The organism is Vibrio sp. 1F255 (assembly GCF_041439145.1).
GTDB classification, from domain to species: Bacteria; Pseudomonadota; Gammaproteobacteria; order Enterobacterales; family Vibrionaceae; genus Vibrio; species Vibrio crassostreae_C.
Genome location: NZ_JBGONQ010000042.1, coordinates 18557 through 34898 on the forward strand (window position 1 = coordinate 18557; position 16342 = coordinate 34898).

12 protein-coding genes are annotated in these 16342 nt (G+C 44.2%); 2 read left to right on the forward strand and 10 right to left on the reverse strand.

Annotated features, from left to right (window positions below):
* Positions 1-84 precede the first annotated feature (84 nt).
* The 7 genes from ACED41_RS19275 to ACED41_RS19305 form a co-directional block, all read right to left on the reverse strand.
* On the reverse strand, positions 85-834 hold the full coding sequence (locus ACED41_RS19275; protein WP_371725484.1) for an aspartate/glutamate racemase family protein: 750 nt from the start codon (positions 832-834) through the stop codon (positions 85-87).
* A gap of 228 nt (positions 835-1062) precedes the next feature.
* The gene (locus ACED41_RS19280) at positions 1063-2781 is read right to left on the reverse strand and encodes an autotransporter assembly complex family protein (protein WP_029235239.1); all 1719 of its coding nucleotides are present in this window, start codon (positions 2779-2781) and stop codon (positions 1063-1065) included.
* Between the two features lie 214 nt (positions 2782-2995).
* Positions 2996-4285, reverse strand: coding sequence for a DEAD/DEAH box helicase (locus tag ACED41_RS19285; protein ID WP_017059810.1), 1290 nt, complete (start codon positions 4283-4285; stop codon positions 2996-2998).
* A 201-nt stretch (positions 4286-4486) separates the two neighbouring features.
* Entirely contained in the window at positions 4487-5227 is a 741-nt protein-coding gene (locus ACED41_RS19290; RefSeq protein WP_371725485.1) for a DUF1223 domain-containing protein, read from the reverse strand.
* Between the two features lie 175 nt (positions 5228-5402).
* Positions 5403-5591: a hypothetical protein gene (locus ACED41_RS19295; protein ID WP_017059812.1), complete on the reverse strand. Its 189-nt coding sequence runs from the start codon at positions 5589-5591 to the stop codon at positions 5403-5405.
* A 313-nt stretch (positions 5592-5904) separates the two neighbouring features.
* Positions 5905-6906, reverse strand: a complete 1002-nt coding sequence (locus tag ACED41_RS19300; RefSeq protein WP_017059813.1) for a TerC/Alx family metal homeostasis membrane protein — start codon at positions 6904-6906, stop codon at positions 5905-5907.
* Between the two features lie 574 nt (positions 6907-7480).
* Positions 7481-9220, reverse strand: coding sequence for a bifunctional UDP-sugar hydrolase/5'-nucleotidase (locus ACED41_RS19305; protein ID WP_371725486.1), 1740 nt, complete (start codon positions 9218-9220; stop codon positions 7481-7483).
* 238 nt (positions 9221-9458) lie between these two features.
* On the opposite strand from ACED41_RS19305, the gene ACED41_RS19310 reads away from it, so the two are divergent.
* Positions 9459-11216 (forward strand): ATP-dependent endonuclease, encoded by a 1758-nt coding sequence (locus ACED41_RS19310; RefSeq protein WP_371725487.1) that lies wholly within the window; start codon positions 9459-9461, stop codon positions 11214-11216.
* Between the two features lie 171 nt (positions 11217-11387).
* Here the strand turns inward: ACED41_RS19310 and ACED41_RS19315 are convergent, their stop codons facing one another.
* Positions 11388-11882, reverse strand: a complete 495-nt coding sequence (locus ACED41_RS19315) for a DUF1097 domain-containing protein (RefSeq protein WP_017079195.1) — start codon at positions 11880-11882, stop codon at positions 11388-11390.
* 205 nt (positions 11883-12087) lie between these two features.
* The gene (locus ACED41_RS19320) at positions 12088-12993 is read right to left on the reverse strand and encodes a LysR substrate-binding domain-containing protein (protein ID WP_065584985.1); all 906 of its coding nucleotides are present in this window, start codon (positions 12991-12993) and stop codon (positions 12088-12090) included.
* Positions 12994-13266: 273 nt separating this feature from the next.
* Here ACED41_RS19320 and focA point away from each other — a divergent pair, with 273 nt between their 5' ends.
* Positions 13267-14718, forward strand: a complete 1452-nt coding sequence (focA, locus tag ACED41_RS19325; RefSeq protein ID WP_050650436.1) for a formate transporter FocA — start codon at positions 13267-13269, stop codon at positions 14716-14718.
* Positions 14719-14947: 229 nt separating this feature from the next.
* Here the strand turns inward: focA and ACED41_RS19330 are convergent.
* The coding region (locus ACED41_RS19330) for an IS66 family transposase (protein ID WP_371725488.1) at positions 14948-16342 on the reverse strand (1395 nt) is incomplete at its 5' end.

Sequence of the window (16342 nt, forward strand, 5' to 3'; positions counted from 1 at the left end):
TCGAGTCTTAATTTTCTCCAGTCCAAATGTAAAAAAGCCGCGTAATTCGCGGCTTTTTCATGTTTCAAATACACGTATCTGAGCTTATAGACGGTAGGTCATCGCTCTTTGGGCTACGTAGTTCACCATATCAAGCGTTGTGAAGATCGAATTAACATCATTAATGTTGTAATCCACATGTCCACGCTCCACATATTGCTCAGCGAGACGGTAAATATCAACGACACGCTCAGCTACCGCTTCCATAGGATCAATAAAAGTGACTGTTGGAAATGCCGTTTCAAGTTGCTTTCTAACCAAAGGAAGTTCCGTGCATCCCCAAATAACCGTATCAACGCCCTTCTCTACGATGGATTGAATCGCTACAGCAAGCAGTGCGGCATTACGCTCAAACTCGCCCGCTTTGATCCCGTTGGTTTCTCGGATTGCTTGTCCACACTCTGTCATCTCACCGGTTACTTCACCATAGATAGCACTATGCACGTTATGCTCTTGCTCAAAGGAATCTGGCTTAACGAACACCAGATTCGCGTCCGTTAGGTAACGATCATAGATTCCCGAATTGTATGTGCCGTTGGTACATAAAATACCAACAACAGATTCAGAGTTCTGCTCTTTGATTTGATCAACGGTGGTTTGAAGCATGTCGACGATATAAACGTTGGTGTGCTTTTGAACCTCAGGTCTAAAGTAATGAGCGGTGTTACAGGTCATTACGCCAAACTGAACATTGGCATGTTCTAAAATGCACGCTGACTCAATCAGTTCAGGCACAGGATCGGTACCTTCAGATCGATCGGGGATATCTGAGTTTTTCACCACTATCATGGCCATGTGGTCTTAGTCTTTAAGTGCGCCGTGTTCAATTTCTTTCTTGGCGACGATATCTTGGAACAGAGCATCTGCTTCAGGGCCCATATTACCAAATACACCGAATCGTAGCTTTTTCATTGTTTTTACCTTTGTGTTTGCTAAAGCACAAAGGTTATTACGCTCTTTCGATTTACTTGAATCCTATTAGATGGTTCGCATCCTCGCGAGTGCATAAACAGCGTACAAAAATCAGAATTGAGTACCAAAGGAAAAATGAATACGAAATTCGTCGCCTTCAGGCGCATCTAAGCCGTAAGCAAAATCGAGCTTAACTGGCATTAACTGTGAGTTCCAAATCAAACTCACGCCCGTCCCACGCTTCCAATCCGCTTGTTGATCAAATGCATCACCCACATCAAGAAATGCGCCCAACCAAATTGAACGATAGACTTGATGCTGATATTCGAGCCCAGCAGTTAACATATAACGTGCCCCCGTTAGTTCACCATTCTCGTCTCTAGGGGAGATAGATTCGTAACCATAACCTCGCAAGTTTCCATCGCCACCAGCAAAATACCGCAGAGACGACGGCACATCAGATAATGATTTGGCAATGTTGATGCCTACGTTGGAGCGGAAATGGAGCTTCTGCCTGTCACTAATATCCCATGAAAGGACACTGTTTCCTTCCAACCGCAACAGCCTTGAGTCAGAGAACAGACTAGGGTCAGAATACTCGACAGAATAGATGTGTCGATGATTGAGCTCCAACTGATCATTTTTACGATCAACCTGAGAAAAACTGATGCCAGGTAACAGCAATTGCGATTGCTCTTCCTCAGACGCCTGACGGTACTGTTCGTGCAAGTATTTGACATAAATGGTGCTTTGCCAATCACTGTCTAATTGCCAGTAACGTTCGAACTTAAGATCGTTTGTAAAGCTATTGGTGTCTCGATGATCAATTCGTTTCGATTCAAACTGAATACCAAAGTAATCCGTTGTGACTTTCTCTGTGGGGATTTTGTACCCCAACTGAAGTGATTGCTCCTGTTCAGACAAATATGTCTGTGTTTCAAAGCTGTGGCCTCTCCGGTTATACCAAGGCTTTGACCAACTGAGAGAGGCGCGTAAACCGAGATCAGTAGAATAGCCGCCACCGACCTGCACGATATTTCGAGAACTTGGCTCGGCAATGATTTCAATTGGAACTTCTAGGTTGTCATCAAGTTTGTCAAAGTCACCATGTACGATGACACTTCGAAACCATTGAGTGTCTGACAAATCAGATTGCAGTTCACCTAACTTGATGGTGTCAAAGTCATCACCTTTTTTAAAGGTGGGTATTTTCTCGATACGAGTAGGGTCAACCCCATCATCAGGAATACTTATAGAACCGAACTTGTAGCGTGGACCACTTGCAAAATACAAGTGTATATTCGCGATGTTCTCGCTAGGAATAACTTCAATCTTTGACTCGATAAACCTGCCGTCAAAATAACCTTTCCGCTTTGCTAAAGAGAAAATCGCACGCTTAGTTTGGTCATATTCTTGGTGAGACAAAGTTAAACCTGAGCCTAACTTGCTTTGATTGAGTATATTGATGAACTCCGCATCTAGGCTAGCTTCACCTGTTATTTTTACTATCGATTCTGCGATGCGCATGACAGGACCAGAATCGATGTTAATGATCACGTTATCAGAATCATTGAGGTCGATATCGAGCTGTGGGTGATAATAACCATAAGGGTTGAGTGCATCTTGAATACGTTTAGATAGCTTCGTTTTCGATAGCTGTGATGCAGGAACATCGGCTAAAGGTTCTAAATATAATTCTACATTTTCGGTGAGAGTTTTATTAACCCCTTTAACCTCAAATTCAGCAGCACTAGAAGAGTGTTGGGTAAACAGGAAAAATGAAGTGGCCAGCACTAATTGTTTAATCGAGGTCTTCACGCGGTTACCCAATTGCTCAAAACCCGAACAGGTTATGAGCAAAGCGTTAAATCGCCGAATCTCTTATGGAGGACGCTATCCTTCGAACGGCTTATAGGGTTGTTTAACACTGCAACAGTCGTTTATTAACGACTCAAATCCCAGCCCTACAGACACAAAAAAGGCGCAATTAAGCACCTTTTGAATGTCTATTACTTATTGATTTATATGGCTTGCTGACTCAAGATCAGTTGTTGTTCAGCCACACATCTTGGTTTTTTGGAGCTTTCTTCTTCTTTTTCTTCTTGCCAGTACCGGCCGGTGGCGCAACAGGTTTTAGTGCTGCGATCAGTTCAGCTGTCGCTTCTTCATCCACTTCAAAGCCTTCAATTTGCTCACGCTCAAGACGAATCTTGTTCTTCTTCTCGATGATTTTGAAGTGGTGGTAATCTTCGTGATCGATCAGAGATAACGCAAGACCAACTTCACCTGCACGACCACTTCGGCCGATACGGTGCATGTAGTCTGACGGGCTACGCGGTAAGTCAAAGTTGATTACCACTGGAAGCTTCTCAATATCCAGACCACGTGCCGCGATGTCTGTCGCGATCAGAACGTCAATCTCGCCAGATTTGAAATCTTCTAGGATACGAGTACGTGAACCTTGCCCTTTATCGCCGTGGAATACTTCTGCGATGATACCGCGCTTGTAAAGCTTGTCTGCTAGGTGCTCACAGCTGTTCTTCGCATTAACGAAGATCAGAGCTTGGCGCCATTCATGTTGTTGAATTAGGTGTGCGAGTAACGCTGTCTTGCGACCTTTTTCTACTTCGAATACACGTTGAACCAGTGTGCTCGCATTGGCACTTTGAAGTTGAACTTCAATTGGATCGCTTAGAAGTTCGTGAGTCAGCGTTTTAACTTGCTCTGGGAAAGTTGCAGAGAACAACAAGGTTTGTTTTTTGCTCGGCAAGAGCTTCAAGATTGCATCAAGTTCTTCGGTAAAACCTAGGCTTAGCATTCGGTCAGCTTCATCAAGCACTAACGTTTTCACTTTATCTAGTTTGATAGCGTTGCTCGAAATAAGGTCAAGCAGACGACCCGGTGTTGCCACCAAGATATCAGTGCCGCCACGTAGCGCCTGCATTTGAGTGTTTACCGATACACCACCAAACACACAAACCGTTTTAATCGCGCCATTGAAATGCACAGCGTAAGATTTAACGCTGTCAGCCACTTGCTTAGCAAGTTCACGAGTAGGAACCAAGATAAGGCCAGAAACAAAGTTACCTTTGCCTGAACGACGGTCCAGAGGGGCATCTTCATGAATCTTTTGTAACAGTGGAAGTGCAAATGCTGCGGTTTTACCTGAACCGGTATTTGCGCCTGCAATTAAATCGCGTCCTGCTAACACACTTGGAATAACTTGCGCTTGGATAGGCGTTGGCTGTTGGTATTCAAGCTCAGATAAACGAGCCATCAAAGGAGAGATTAAGCCAAGATCAGAGAAGTTGGTTGGTGTAGTGGTGTTAGTCATTAATTGCAGGAACTCAAAGCTAAAATAATAGCGCGCTATATTAACGTATTTCAGCAGTATTACGTAACTAAATCGCCCTTTCGCTTCTATTTCACTGATTAATATCCGTCAGAAGCGAAGTTATCGATGTGAGAACCTCAATACTCGCCGTACCAACTTCGTCTAAGAGTATTCCAGCTACACAATTGTCGTGGGTTGCAGTTAGTTCAGCCAACCTGCTACCGTTTGTTCCGGTGCATACGAATTCGGCTCGGTTAACCAAACAGCTACGGCATCGGGCGAAGCGACTAGCGGATCAAAGTCCACATTGAATTGCCACTCAGATTCACCACGTTGGTAGCCATCGTACACTACGACAAAATCATGTTCGAGTTTCTTACCCCTGTTCTCGCCCGCCTTAACGCTGGTGACTTCGTTCATCGCAAGCAAAGCTATATGAGCAACATAATCCCCTTTGCCTTCGTAACTTACGCTGAACGTATCGCCTTTATAGTTGACCGTTAGCTTGGGGTTATTTTGTTGTTTGAGCGAAGGCAACGTTCTGTCTAACCAGTTAAAATAACCGCGCCACTCTTTTCCATCGACAACAAAGCCGGGTGTGTAAACCCCACTTGTTACTCCATAAGCTTTGTACAAGCGTTGCTTCTGACTGAACGCCTTACTCGCGAACTTATCCCCCCAACCTAAGTAATCCCAATAATCGACGTGATAGGCAAGCGGAATAACTTGTGTCCAAAGTTTTGGATGGTCTTCAAAAGTACTGAGGTACTGATCAGCAGGTGGACAACTTGAACAACCTTCAGAGGTGAAGAGCTCGATAACCTGTGCGGGCTGGCCTTCATTACTCCAGGTTTGTGCAAGCGACACTGAGGAATAGAAGCCGATCGGTAAGGCAAATAAACAAAGTTTAATCAATGATGAATTGCGTTTGGCGTGTGACATACCGAGATCCTTGTACAAAGCGAATTGAATGGCGCTCAAATACAGACCGTTATGCCTAGGTTTTTCTTTCAGGTGCTTAGTTTACGAAGAGATTGAGTTTATTTCAGATACAAAAACGCCAGCTTTAGAGGCTGGCGTTTTCTTAAAATTCTATATTTACATGTTAACGCTGAGATTAACGGTTAATACCGATATCGCGTTGCATGTGACCAGATAGGTCGCTTGCGTAGTAACTACGTGGAGAGTTGTCTACGAAAAGAATATCGAAAATGTGTGCAATCAATCCTTTGAAGTTAACCGAGTAGGTTTTCTTATCCATAGAGTTAGGAACAGCGATAGTATTCATTTGTACTGCTTGAGCCATGATTGCCTCTCTATAAATTTATTAATGTGTTTCGTTCTGATGACAAGAATAATAGGTGATCTTTTGCAGGTTAAAAAATGACTAAAATTAGATTTTGGGATTAGTTTTTCTAATAAAACAAACCATTAACAATGGCACAAAATAGATATGCAGATTATGTGAGTACAAATTCAACATAGTGTTTAAATCATGCATTTAGTACAAATACCCCGCAAACAACAGTGGCCAATGTCACAGAAAATTTACATAAATAAATTTTCCACTTCATCAGCCACGTGTTCATTCTCGACTTTTCGATAAGTTATATTTGTTTTTAATTTACTTGTTCAATGCCTGGCTTCTTCGCATAAACCGACGCTATAACCGCAATCGTCATCGTAGAAACCAATACCGCCAATGACCAGTAAGTTGGGATAGCCCACTCGCTATCAACCAGAAGCATTTTCACACCAATGAACACCATGATGAATGAAAGCGCGGGTTTCAAATAGATGAACTTGTCCATCATACCTTGCAGTACAAAATACAACGAGCGAAGACCAAGTAACGCAAACACGTTAGCCGCAAGTACCAAGAACGGTTCTTGTGTTACCGCAAAGATCGCAGGGATAGAGTCTAATGCAAACATCACGTCCATGACTGCGATCGCACCGATGACCAACATCATTGGAGTGAATGCCCATTTAGCACCCTGTTTAACCATTAATGCAGGGCCATGGAAGTCCTCTGTTACCGGCATCACTTTACGAAGTAGCTTTTCAGGCAGAGTATTCACACTCTCCTCTTCGCCCTTGTCTAATGCCAGCTTAATACCTGTACCAATCAAGAACGCAGCGAACACGTAAAGCACCCAGTGATATTCCGCCAATAGCTGTGCGCCTAGTGCGATCATAATTGCACGAAGCACCAATGCACCAATTACGCCCCAAAGAAGCGCACGAGGTCTTAGATGCTCAGGAACTTGGTATTGAGCAAAGATCATCGCAAAAACAAACAAGTTGTCTACGCTAAGGGATTTTTCTAACAAGTAACCCGTAATGAATGACACGGTTGCTTTTTGCGCTGTGTAGTCACTGTTCGGCGCATAAATATCCCAAAATAGGTAAATCGAGCCAGCAAACAAAAACGCAAGTACAAACCAGAAAACACTCCAGATTGCCGCTTTCTTGATAGTAACGTTACCGCCACGAGTCTGATAGATATCAATAGAGACGAGAATAACCGTTAGCAGGAAAAAGCCCGCATAAGTCGTCATGATTGGCGATGAAAAAAAGGATTCACTATTTGTAGATAATAGAGATTGAGTTGAGTTCATTATTCCTCCGGGCGGAAGAACTGTACAAAGACCTTCCGCAAACAAAGCATACCAAGCTCCATTACGGATCTTGACTGTGATTGCGTTGGTCTCGTTGAAGTGAAATATGGGATTTCACTTTTACATACCGGATAGACTCTTGGCCTAACGAGATGACGATATGTAAACTTGCGCTAACTACTCCCCAAACGCGTGGATAATAATCCTCTGGTTGTGTTTCGTCTATATAAATTTGCACGGAAAAAGCAAAAAAGGAGCAAACGCTCCTTTCTGATTGATGCCACTTTGTCAAATAGACACGCGAATTGATTCTAAGAATAAATTCGCAAGTCAAACACACTATTGCACTGCGTAATGAAGTTGCAAAAAGAGCAATTTACAGCCCTGCGGCAGGTATTAAATACACTAACGCTGACCAAACTGATACCCAACCGACAACCGCTACCGCATCTAACCAATCTTTCTTATCCATGCATATCTCCACAAGAAGGCGACCTGCAGAGATAAAGCATAAACAATGCCAATTTTATAAATAACCCAAAGTAATAGTGTTAAATATCAGTATCAGCTTTAGTTATCTAAAACACTCCATGCAATTCAACGGTTCATTGAGTTGAAGCGACTCTGGGTGGTCTTGCAGAAACTCGATGAAGCAGTCTGCCATAGAGTCAGTGGTGACCGTGCCATCACCGATCATATCCAACACAGCGTTATAGCCCTCTTTGCCTTTCATTGTATAGGCTGACGACGCGCCCCTGTAAATACGGTTGCGAGAAACAGCTTGCCAACCTGAATCATCAGAGTGAATTTCTAGATGGTGAATCCTGTGTCCTATAGGCGCTTCTTTGTGGTAACAAAACCTCAAATTATGTGTATAAGGAAAGCTACCTGAACCTGTGCCCACGACACCATTATCAATCGCGTTATTGATTGCACCTTCAAGCATGCAAGCGATCGTTTCACCTTTTACTTCATACACACCAATAGGTACGGCAAACGGTAGTAGTTTTCCGGCAATATCGGCAACAGAGACATCGCCGCTGTTCAGTGAATTTCTTACACCACCGGCGTTGTGAATGGCAAAGTCAACCTGATGCCCTTTCTTGTTCATTAGATGGTGAAATGATTGAGCAACCAAGGGGGCTAGTTGACTCGGGCCTTTAGCATCTGGAATACGTACATGGCGAAGTTTAGTGTCTGCATGAGCAATCACTTGTTGCTGAAGCTTTCGAACTCGCGGCTGGTATTTATCCGTCAGAATGCTCTGCAGCTCAGGATCTTTCTTACACACTGCAATATTAGGGTGATTGTTTAAAAACTCACACGCCATATCGTGGGCATCGTCTTGCCCTACTTCACTCAGTTTCGCGTCTATAAAGAGTCGACGGCCTAATAACAGTTCGTTTTTACCATTGAAGTGCGTCACTTTGCCTTGAGAATCGAACTCGATTTCGCAGTGTCCTAAGCTCATGGCGTGGAAACCCGCTTGCACAACATAGGTATCGCCAATTTTCACACCGTATTCATCATCTTTAACTAAGCCGATATCAGAGAAATCACCTTGTAAGCGATGACTATGACCACCAACGATGACACCAATACCTGTTACGTTGGCTGCTAACTCTAAATCAGCTTCGTAACCAAGATGGCTAAGTAACACAATCTTGTTGATACCTGCTTGATGGATTTGCTCAATGGTCCCTTTTGCTGTTTCCAAAGCATTTTCAAACGGTGTATCGATATCTGGGTTAGCGATGCCTGCCATCTTGTCGATGCTTAAGCCGAATATTGCGACCTTCTCGCCATCAAACTCTTTCGTTATAAAAGAAGCACTTCGTGTTTCAGGCCGATAAGGCTTAACAATGTCGTTGTCCGCTAGCGTATGAGTTTTATTGATATCCTCATTCGATAGATTCCAGTTACCGGCCAACAGCGGGAATTTGATTCTTTTCGCGAAAATCGCAACGGGCTCATTACCCATGTCTAACTCGTGATTACCGAGCGTCATGGCATCTATATTAAGGGCATTCAACAAATCGGCATTGGCTTTTCCCTTGAATAAGGAAAAGTACAACGTGCCTTGGAAGCAGTCACCAGCGTGCAAGAACAAGGTTCCAACCTTCTGACGCTGGGCATCTTGTTTTATTTGTTTGAAGCGTGTTGAAATTCGAGCAAAGCCACCAGCACTGACATAAGGTTCAATGATGTGGTTGTTCATTTTAAGTGATAGCTGTAACGAGGTTGGTTCAAAGTATGAGTGGGTGTCGTTGATGTGTGCCAACACTATTTTTGTCGGCTTATTCTTTTTAGTCATATTTTCTTCTCTCTTTGTCCCTTCATACTAGGTCGAGAATCATGACAGAATCGTGAATTTTATGAAACTGCACTGCAAAAAAATACTCGAGATAGATCAAAAATCTCATTTTGCACCGTATTAATAAACAACGGGTTTTGTGACAGGTGAGCATACCGGATTTGGATTTTTCGATTATGATTAAAGATATCTGTTAGCTTTCAAATAATTAGCAGAGCCTTCCGTTAGGAGTAAGCCTATGCAACTAGAAAGAATCGAGATTTCTGGCTTTCGAGGTATCAAGCGCATGTCACTCGCGTTTGACGAGCTAACCACGCTTATTGGTGAAAATACTTGGGGTAAGTCTTCATTATTGGATGCCCTTTCCGTCATTCTGCCCTCAGACGGTGTGCCATATCACTTTGAAATGACCGATTTTCATGTCGATTACTCTGTTTCACACCCGCAGTCTCAACATCTTCAAATTGTTCTCGCTTTAAAAGCTAACGATAAGAGCGAACTTAACGCAGGTCGTTATCGCAAACTCAAACCTATTTGGGTTCAAGATGAATTTGGCGTATTTCGCATCTACTATCGCATCAGCGCGACGTTAGAACAGTATGAGACAACAACACACTATGCATTTCTTGGTTTGGACGGTAATCCGCTCAAGCTTCATCATTCAGAAAAGCTTGCTCAAGAATTAATGACCTTACATCCCGTTATCCGTTTGCGTGATGCAAGGCACTTTGATCGTCCTTTCAACGGCAAGTCCCTTAACCACAATGCTCACCTGCCGACTAATGTTCACGCAACTAATGCAAATTCAAACGGGAACGGGAACGGGAACCATCACACGAGCAATGGCACAACAAATGGAAACGGCGCCAATAACGGTAATGGTCGACAAGCAAGAATAGAAAAACGAATAGACAACACCTGCCGCCGTCTTATGGCGATACCCGGACATGTTAATAAAGGTGAAATGCGCAGTAGCCTAGAGTCGATGCAAAGTTTGATTGAGCACTATTTTTCTTTCAAAAGTACTTCTCGTCGTAACCCTAGAAAACAGCGAGACGGATTGCTTTATTCTGCGGGTACCAATGATCAGAGTATTCATCAACTCGTCGAAGAGACCAAGAACAAACAAACTCGCTTATTATTCATGGGGTTACTTAACGCTTATCTACAAGCTAAAGGGCCAAACGACTTAAGGCGATGTGCGCGCCCTCTGTTGATCCTTGAAGATCCAGAAGGTCGATTGCACCCAACACACTTGGCAAGGGCTTGGAGCTTGATGCAGAAATTGCCCATGCAGAAAATCCTGACCACCAACAGTGGCGACCTACTTGCGGCGGTCCCACTTCAATCGATTCGTCGCTTGGTTCGTCAGTCAGACAAAACCATCGCCAATCAACTCAACATGAACCATTTCAGTAAGGATGAACTTCGACGAATTGGTTTTCATATCCGCTTCCACCGCTCTGGGGCACTATTTGCTCGCTGTTGGCTATTAGTAGAAGGTGAAACCGAGGTTTGGTTGTTCAATGAACTTGCCAACCAATGTGGCTATAACCTAGCAGCAGAAGGTGTGCAGATTATTGAGTTCGCCCAATCAGGACTTAAGGCACTGATTAAGGTCGCGCAAGAGTTTGGCATCGATTGGCATGTGGTAACTGACGGCGATGCGGCGGGTAAAAAATACGCAGCAACGGTGCTATCGAAGCTTGGTAATGATCAGGAAAGACATCGACTCACCGAACTGCCAGATAAAGATATCGAGCATTACCTATATATGAATGGATTTGAGAGCTTTTTCCGTGACATGGTTAAGATTCCATACGATCACCCTATCCCTCCAAAGAAAGTGGTTGCCAAAGTATTGAAGAAACATGCAAAACCCGACCTTGCACTCGCCATTGTTTCTCATTGCGAGAATCAAGGACAAGAATGCATTCCGCTTTTATTAAGGTGGACATTAAAACGCGTGATCACCATGGCGAATGGAAATACCTAAACATAATTTGTTTTATAGATGCTATCAGTTGCTCTACTGATGAAATATTTAGCTAGTCGCCTCAACCAAAAAAGGCACACCAAACGGTGTGCCTGTATAAATCGATATACAAATTAATTGGGGGTTATCTTGCAAGAGTTCACAGTGACTAACTAAGGTTAGGTTAACGAATTAAGCCTTTGCCTGTTTAGTGTGTTGTTCAACAACTTCCGAAGATTGAGTCGATTTCTCGTGAAGCCATAGCCCCGTTGCTTTCATCAAGTATCCAAATACACCACCAAGCAGTAAAGATGGCACTACAAGTTGCCAATCACCACCTGCAGCAAACGTCGCACAGCAACCAATGAAGGTGCCTGGGATATAACCTAGCCACGCTTGTTTCGCTTGAATACACATAAAGAATGCCACAATAGCAGTAATCATGTAGCCTAAAATCTCTAACCCTGCGAAGGTTGAGCTTTCGATAATCACCATTGCCCAGAATACGCCAGTCATGTTGGTCAATAAGCTACCTGCTAGTCCTTTAACGCCGCCTGTTGGCGAAGCAAAGTAACTGGTGCAACCTAAGAAACCTGCCCATGACAATAAGCCGAAAGAGATAGCAATCCATCCCCATAGACCTGACAAAATACCTGTTGTTAATGAAATCGCGACTAATGTACTCATACTATTTCTAAAGCCTAATCACGTAATTGAACGCAACCGGATTTAGCCTCACTTAAAATCAAGTAAGCATACTATGGGAAGATAGCCCTTATTTGGCCGATCACGATCACATTAATAATGTATGCACTTGTGCATTTATCACTAGATGGAGACCGGAATCGCTTATTCAACATATTTAGTTATTAGAATTGGTGTTGAGTAGCGACTAAAGAATCGACCGTTTGCCTTTCATCATGCGCTTACCTTCACGCTTGATACATTCAGCAAGTGGGTTCTCTGCCATGTCAGCACGCCAAATAAAGGACAAGGTTCTTTCCATTTCAAGCTCAGGAACATTCAACGTCACCAGTTGCCCTGACTCAACAAACTGTTCGACATCTAGATAAGGTAAACACGTTAAATATGGGCCGTTTGCAACCAAACTTCTTAAAACAGGAACGTGTTCATACTCTCGCCATACATCGAGATCGCCAATTAAATGGTGAATAGAGCTATCAAAAACTTTGCGAGTACCCGAACCATGTTCGCGTAATACCCACTTTGCTTGTTCTAATTGTGCCAAGCTGACTCGTTCACGCTTCGCAAACGGGTGATGAGCCGATGCAACCACCGTTAAATGGTCGGTACACCACACTTCTTGGTGAACTCGGTTGTCATCACAACGACCTTCGATAACGCCCAAGTCATATTGATAATCTAATACACCATCAATGACAGCATCGGTACTTTGCACGCCGAGCGAGATTCGCATCTCAGGAAAGTCGTTATCAATAATACTGATGAGATCAGGAACGAGGTGTTCCGCTGGAGTTTGGCTAGCACCTAATTTGAGTTCGCCACTCAACAAATGCTGCTCGTAAAAACCCATCTCAATTTGCTGCGCATCTTGCAGTAAACGCTTCGCTTTTGGTCTTAACCACATGCCCCAATGAGTCAGGGCCATTTGCTTGCCCTGCCTTTCAAACAAAGGCCTGCCGAGCATTTTTTCCAACTGTGCAAGAGACATACTTGTTGCCGACTGAGTCAACGCCAATTTGTCTGCTGCCTGACTAACGCTCCCGGAGTCTGCTACTGCATCAAATACCGCGAGTTGCTTTAATGAATAACGCAAAATTCATCCTTAATGCTTTTAATTATTTGTGTCCTGATGCTCGTTTTTTATAAAGCCAATGAGCAATCAATTTCATTCTACGCGTAACCAAATCTATATCAATAAATTTGATGTGGTTTCTAAAAATTATCAATTTTACCTCTACCCCTCAACGCCCTAATCTGAAATGGCAGGACACAACGAGCCCTGCAAAACATTACTGATTAACCATTACAGATTAACCAGGTCATTAACACTAGGAATTACACATGACGGATTGTTCAAGGGGGGGATATGGCAACCAGCACTTCTGAAAATCATCAACTGTTCTCACCAACAGAAATGATGGCGGAAGCAGAGAAGTTTGCATTAAGTAAAGCAAATAAAACCAGCAGCATGACATTGAGTTTGGCAATCATGGCTGGCGCATTCATCGGGCTTGCTTTTTTATTCTACATCACGGTAACCACGGGCAGCGCTGATGCTGGATGGGGACTGAGTCGCTTAGCCGGCGGTCTTGCCTTCAGTATGGGTTTGATCTTGATTGTGATTTGCGGTGGTGAGCTATTTACCAGCTCAGTGTTATCAAGCATCTCATGGGCTAACAAGCAAATCACCTTCACGAAGATGCTGTCTATCTGGGGCAAGGTGTATGTCGGCAACTTTATCGGTGCCATGTTCCTATTGGCTTTGGTAAGCGCAGCAGGCTTGTATCAACTGGATGGCGGGCAATGGGGCTTAAACGCTTTAAACATTGCTCAACACAAGCTACACCACACCCCAGTTCAAGCGTTTGCTTTGGGTGTGCTTTGTAACTTGTTGGTGTGTTTAGCGATTTGGTTAACGTTCAGCTCTGCTAACGCAATGACCAAAGCAATGATGACCGTGTTACCCGTTGCAATGTTCGTAAGCTCAGGCTTTGAACACTGTGTGGCGAATATGTTCATGGTTCCGCTAGGCATCACGATTCAAGCATTCGCACCAGAAAGCTTCTGGATGCAAATCGGCGCAACACCAGCCCAGTATGCAGACCTAAACGTCATGCAATTTGTCACCGCAAACTTAATACCAGTGACAATCGGCAACATCGTAGGTGGTTCAGTATTGGTCGGCTTAGCGAACTGGAGCATCTACCGTCGCCCACAACTTAAAGCAGCAAAAATTACCGCTATTACACAAACAACAGAAATTACGTCAGTTAAGGAAATTACTATGAACACAGCAACTACTATCAAGCAAATCATGAACACTCAACCAATTACACTGAGCGTAGAAATGCCAACATCAGTCGCGATTGATACACTTTTAGACGCGCAACTTGTTAGCGCTCCTGTTTGCGATGTTGAAGGTCGTCTAGTGGGTATCTTCTCTGTTCATGACGTAATGGTTGACCTTTGGTGCCAAGATTACATCCCAACTAAAGGCCAAAAAGTTGTAGACCTAATGAGCCGTGACGTTGTGGCAATCGACGCAAACGACAAGCTAGTGGACGTTGCTGAGTTCCTATGCATCGACAAAGAGCAACTGTACCCGACGACAAGCATGGGCTTCGCTACTCGCCTGACATCTCTTTCTCTAGAAGAGCGTGCAAAAGCGATGAAAGTAAGCCAACCACATATGCTTCCAGTGTTAGAAAACGGCGTAATGGTAGGTGTGTTGACTCGCATTGAAGTGATGCAAGCACTACGTCCAATCTACGGTGACCGACTAAACGTGGTTCCACAAGCTGAACTAGAAACGGCTTAACTAATCTTAAGTTGAACTATTAGGGATTAGTAGTTCAATTAGATAACTCAGTCATGGCAACGTTGACTGGCTAGAGGTAAACGGTGACTTTTAACGTAACTAAACGGTTTGACACAAAACAGACCTAAACGCGTTGCCATTTATCTCAATAAAAAAGGCGCAAAGTGAAAACTTTGCGCCTTTCTCTATTTCTAACGTAAACGCCCCATGAACCTACAGGGCGATATTACTAATGTTTGAAGTTCCAAGGCAGGAGTGCATCGATATCGGGCTCAGCTTTCGCCAGCTCTTTCATGCACTTGACCATGTAGTCGTAGAGGATAAGACCGTTGGCTTTCGCGGTCTCGATGATGCTGTAAAGCATCGCGCTCGCATCAGCACCGTTTGGTGTGTTAGAGAACAGCCAGTTCTTCCTGCCAATGACCAGTGGTTTAATTGCGCGTTCAGCGCGATTATTATCAATAGATAAGTGACCATCGTCGATATAACGAATAAGCTTTGACCACTGCCCAAGCGTATATTTTATCGCTTTGCCTAGTGGGCTAGAGCCAATCACCTTCTGGGTCGTCATCCATTGGTAAAGCTCATCCAGTATCGGCTTGGCAAGCGCTTGACGCTCTGCTTTTCGCTCTTGGGCAGGCGCACCTTTTAAGCGTGATTCTATCCCGTAGAGTTTTTGGATTTTAGCCAGCGCCTTATCAGCCTTGCCTGATTTACCTTTCCCTTGAAGCTTCTTCGCATCCATGAACTTGCGACGAGCATGCGCTAAGCACCCTACATTGGTGACGTGATGCAGACCATCATAAGCCGCGTAGCCATCGGTTTGTAGATAACCGTTGTAGTCACCTAAAAAGTCCACGGGACACGCCCTCGCGCGACTGTTTCGATAGTCGTACAAGGCAATATTTTTCACATTCGGCAGTGCCGCTTCGGGTGAGTCAGCGCCTGAGCAGTAGAGCCACATATAACACTGCTTCTCTTCTTTGAGCACATTGAGCGGCGTTTCATCCGCTTGAACCACCACTTGTTGAAGTAGGTGCTCTTTCAAGGCGGCATACAGCGGGGCGAACTTCTCACTGACTTGGATGACCCACCTAGCCATGGTGGTGCGTGATAGCTCGATACCCGACTGGGTAAACAGCGATTCTTGGCGATAAAGTGGCATCGCGTATTGGTATTTGCCAAGAATGATGTTGGTCAGCAAGCTTTCTGTGGCGAAGCTTTTAGGGATGAGGCTCTGAGGGGATGGCTTCTGAACGATTCGGCTGCTGTCGCCTGTTTTCTCGCACTGGCGGCAAGCGTACTTAGGACGAACATATTCCAACACTTTGAGTACCGCTGGCGTGAACTCTAGCTTCTCGCTGCGGTCTTCCCCGATTTTATGCAGGCTATGATTGCAGCAAGCGCACTGCTTTTCATGGTCGTCTACATCAAGTTCGATAACCTCACGAGGCAAGGTCTTAGGCAGAGGTTTACGTTTACCGCGCTTTTTCGTTGTGGTCGTGGTTGTCACCTCAACCTCGTCTTCTTTAACGGCTTCACACTCCGCTTCGTTGAAGAGGTCACCTTGTGATTCATCGTAAGGCTTTAACGCCTCCGAGCGTTTAGCGAACTGGCGGTCGAA

What these genes read in the sequence shown, in the direction of transcription:
- ACED41_RS19300 (WP_017059813.1), bottom strand. Translation starts at nt 6,906, where the DNA reads ATGAACTCAACTCAATCTCTATTATCTACAAATAGTGAATCCTTTTTT.
- ACED41_RS19310 (WP_371725487.1), top strand. Translation starts at nt 9,459, where the DNA reads ATGCAACTAGAAAGAATCGAGATTTCTGGCTTTCGAGGTATCAAGCGC.
- ACED41_RS19285 (WP_017059810.1), bottom strand. Translation starts at nt 4,285, where the DNA reads ATGACTAACACCACTACACCAACCAACTTCTCTGATCTTGGCTTAATC.
- focA (WP_050650436.1), top strand. Translation starts at nt 13,267, where the DNA reads ATGGCAACCAGCACTTCTGAAAATCATCAACTGTTCTCACCAACAGAA.
- ACED41_RS19315 (WP_017079195.1), bottom strand. Translation starts at nt 11,882, where the DNA reads ATGAGTACATTAGTCGCGATTTCATTAACAACAGGTATTTTGTCAGGT.
- ACED41_RS19295 (WP_017059812.1), bottom strand. Translation starts at nt 5,591, where the DNA reads ATGGCTCAAGCAGTACAAATGAATACTATCGCTGTTCCTAACTCTATG.
- ACED41_RS19275 (WP_371725484.1), bottom strand. Translation starts at nt 834, where the DNA reads ATGGCCATGATAGTGGTGAAAAACTCAGATATCCCCGATCGATCTGAA.
- ACED41_RS19290 (WP_371725485.1), bottom strand. Translation starts at nt 5,227, where the DNA reads ATGTCACACGCCAAACGCAATTCATCATTGATTAAACTTTGTTTATTT.
- ACED41_RS19305 (WP_371725486.1), bottom strand. Translation starts at nt 9,220, where the DNA reads ATGACTAAAAAGAATAAGCCGACAAAAATAGTGTTGGCACACATCAAC.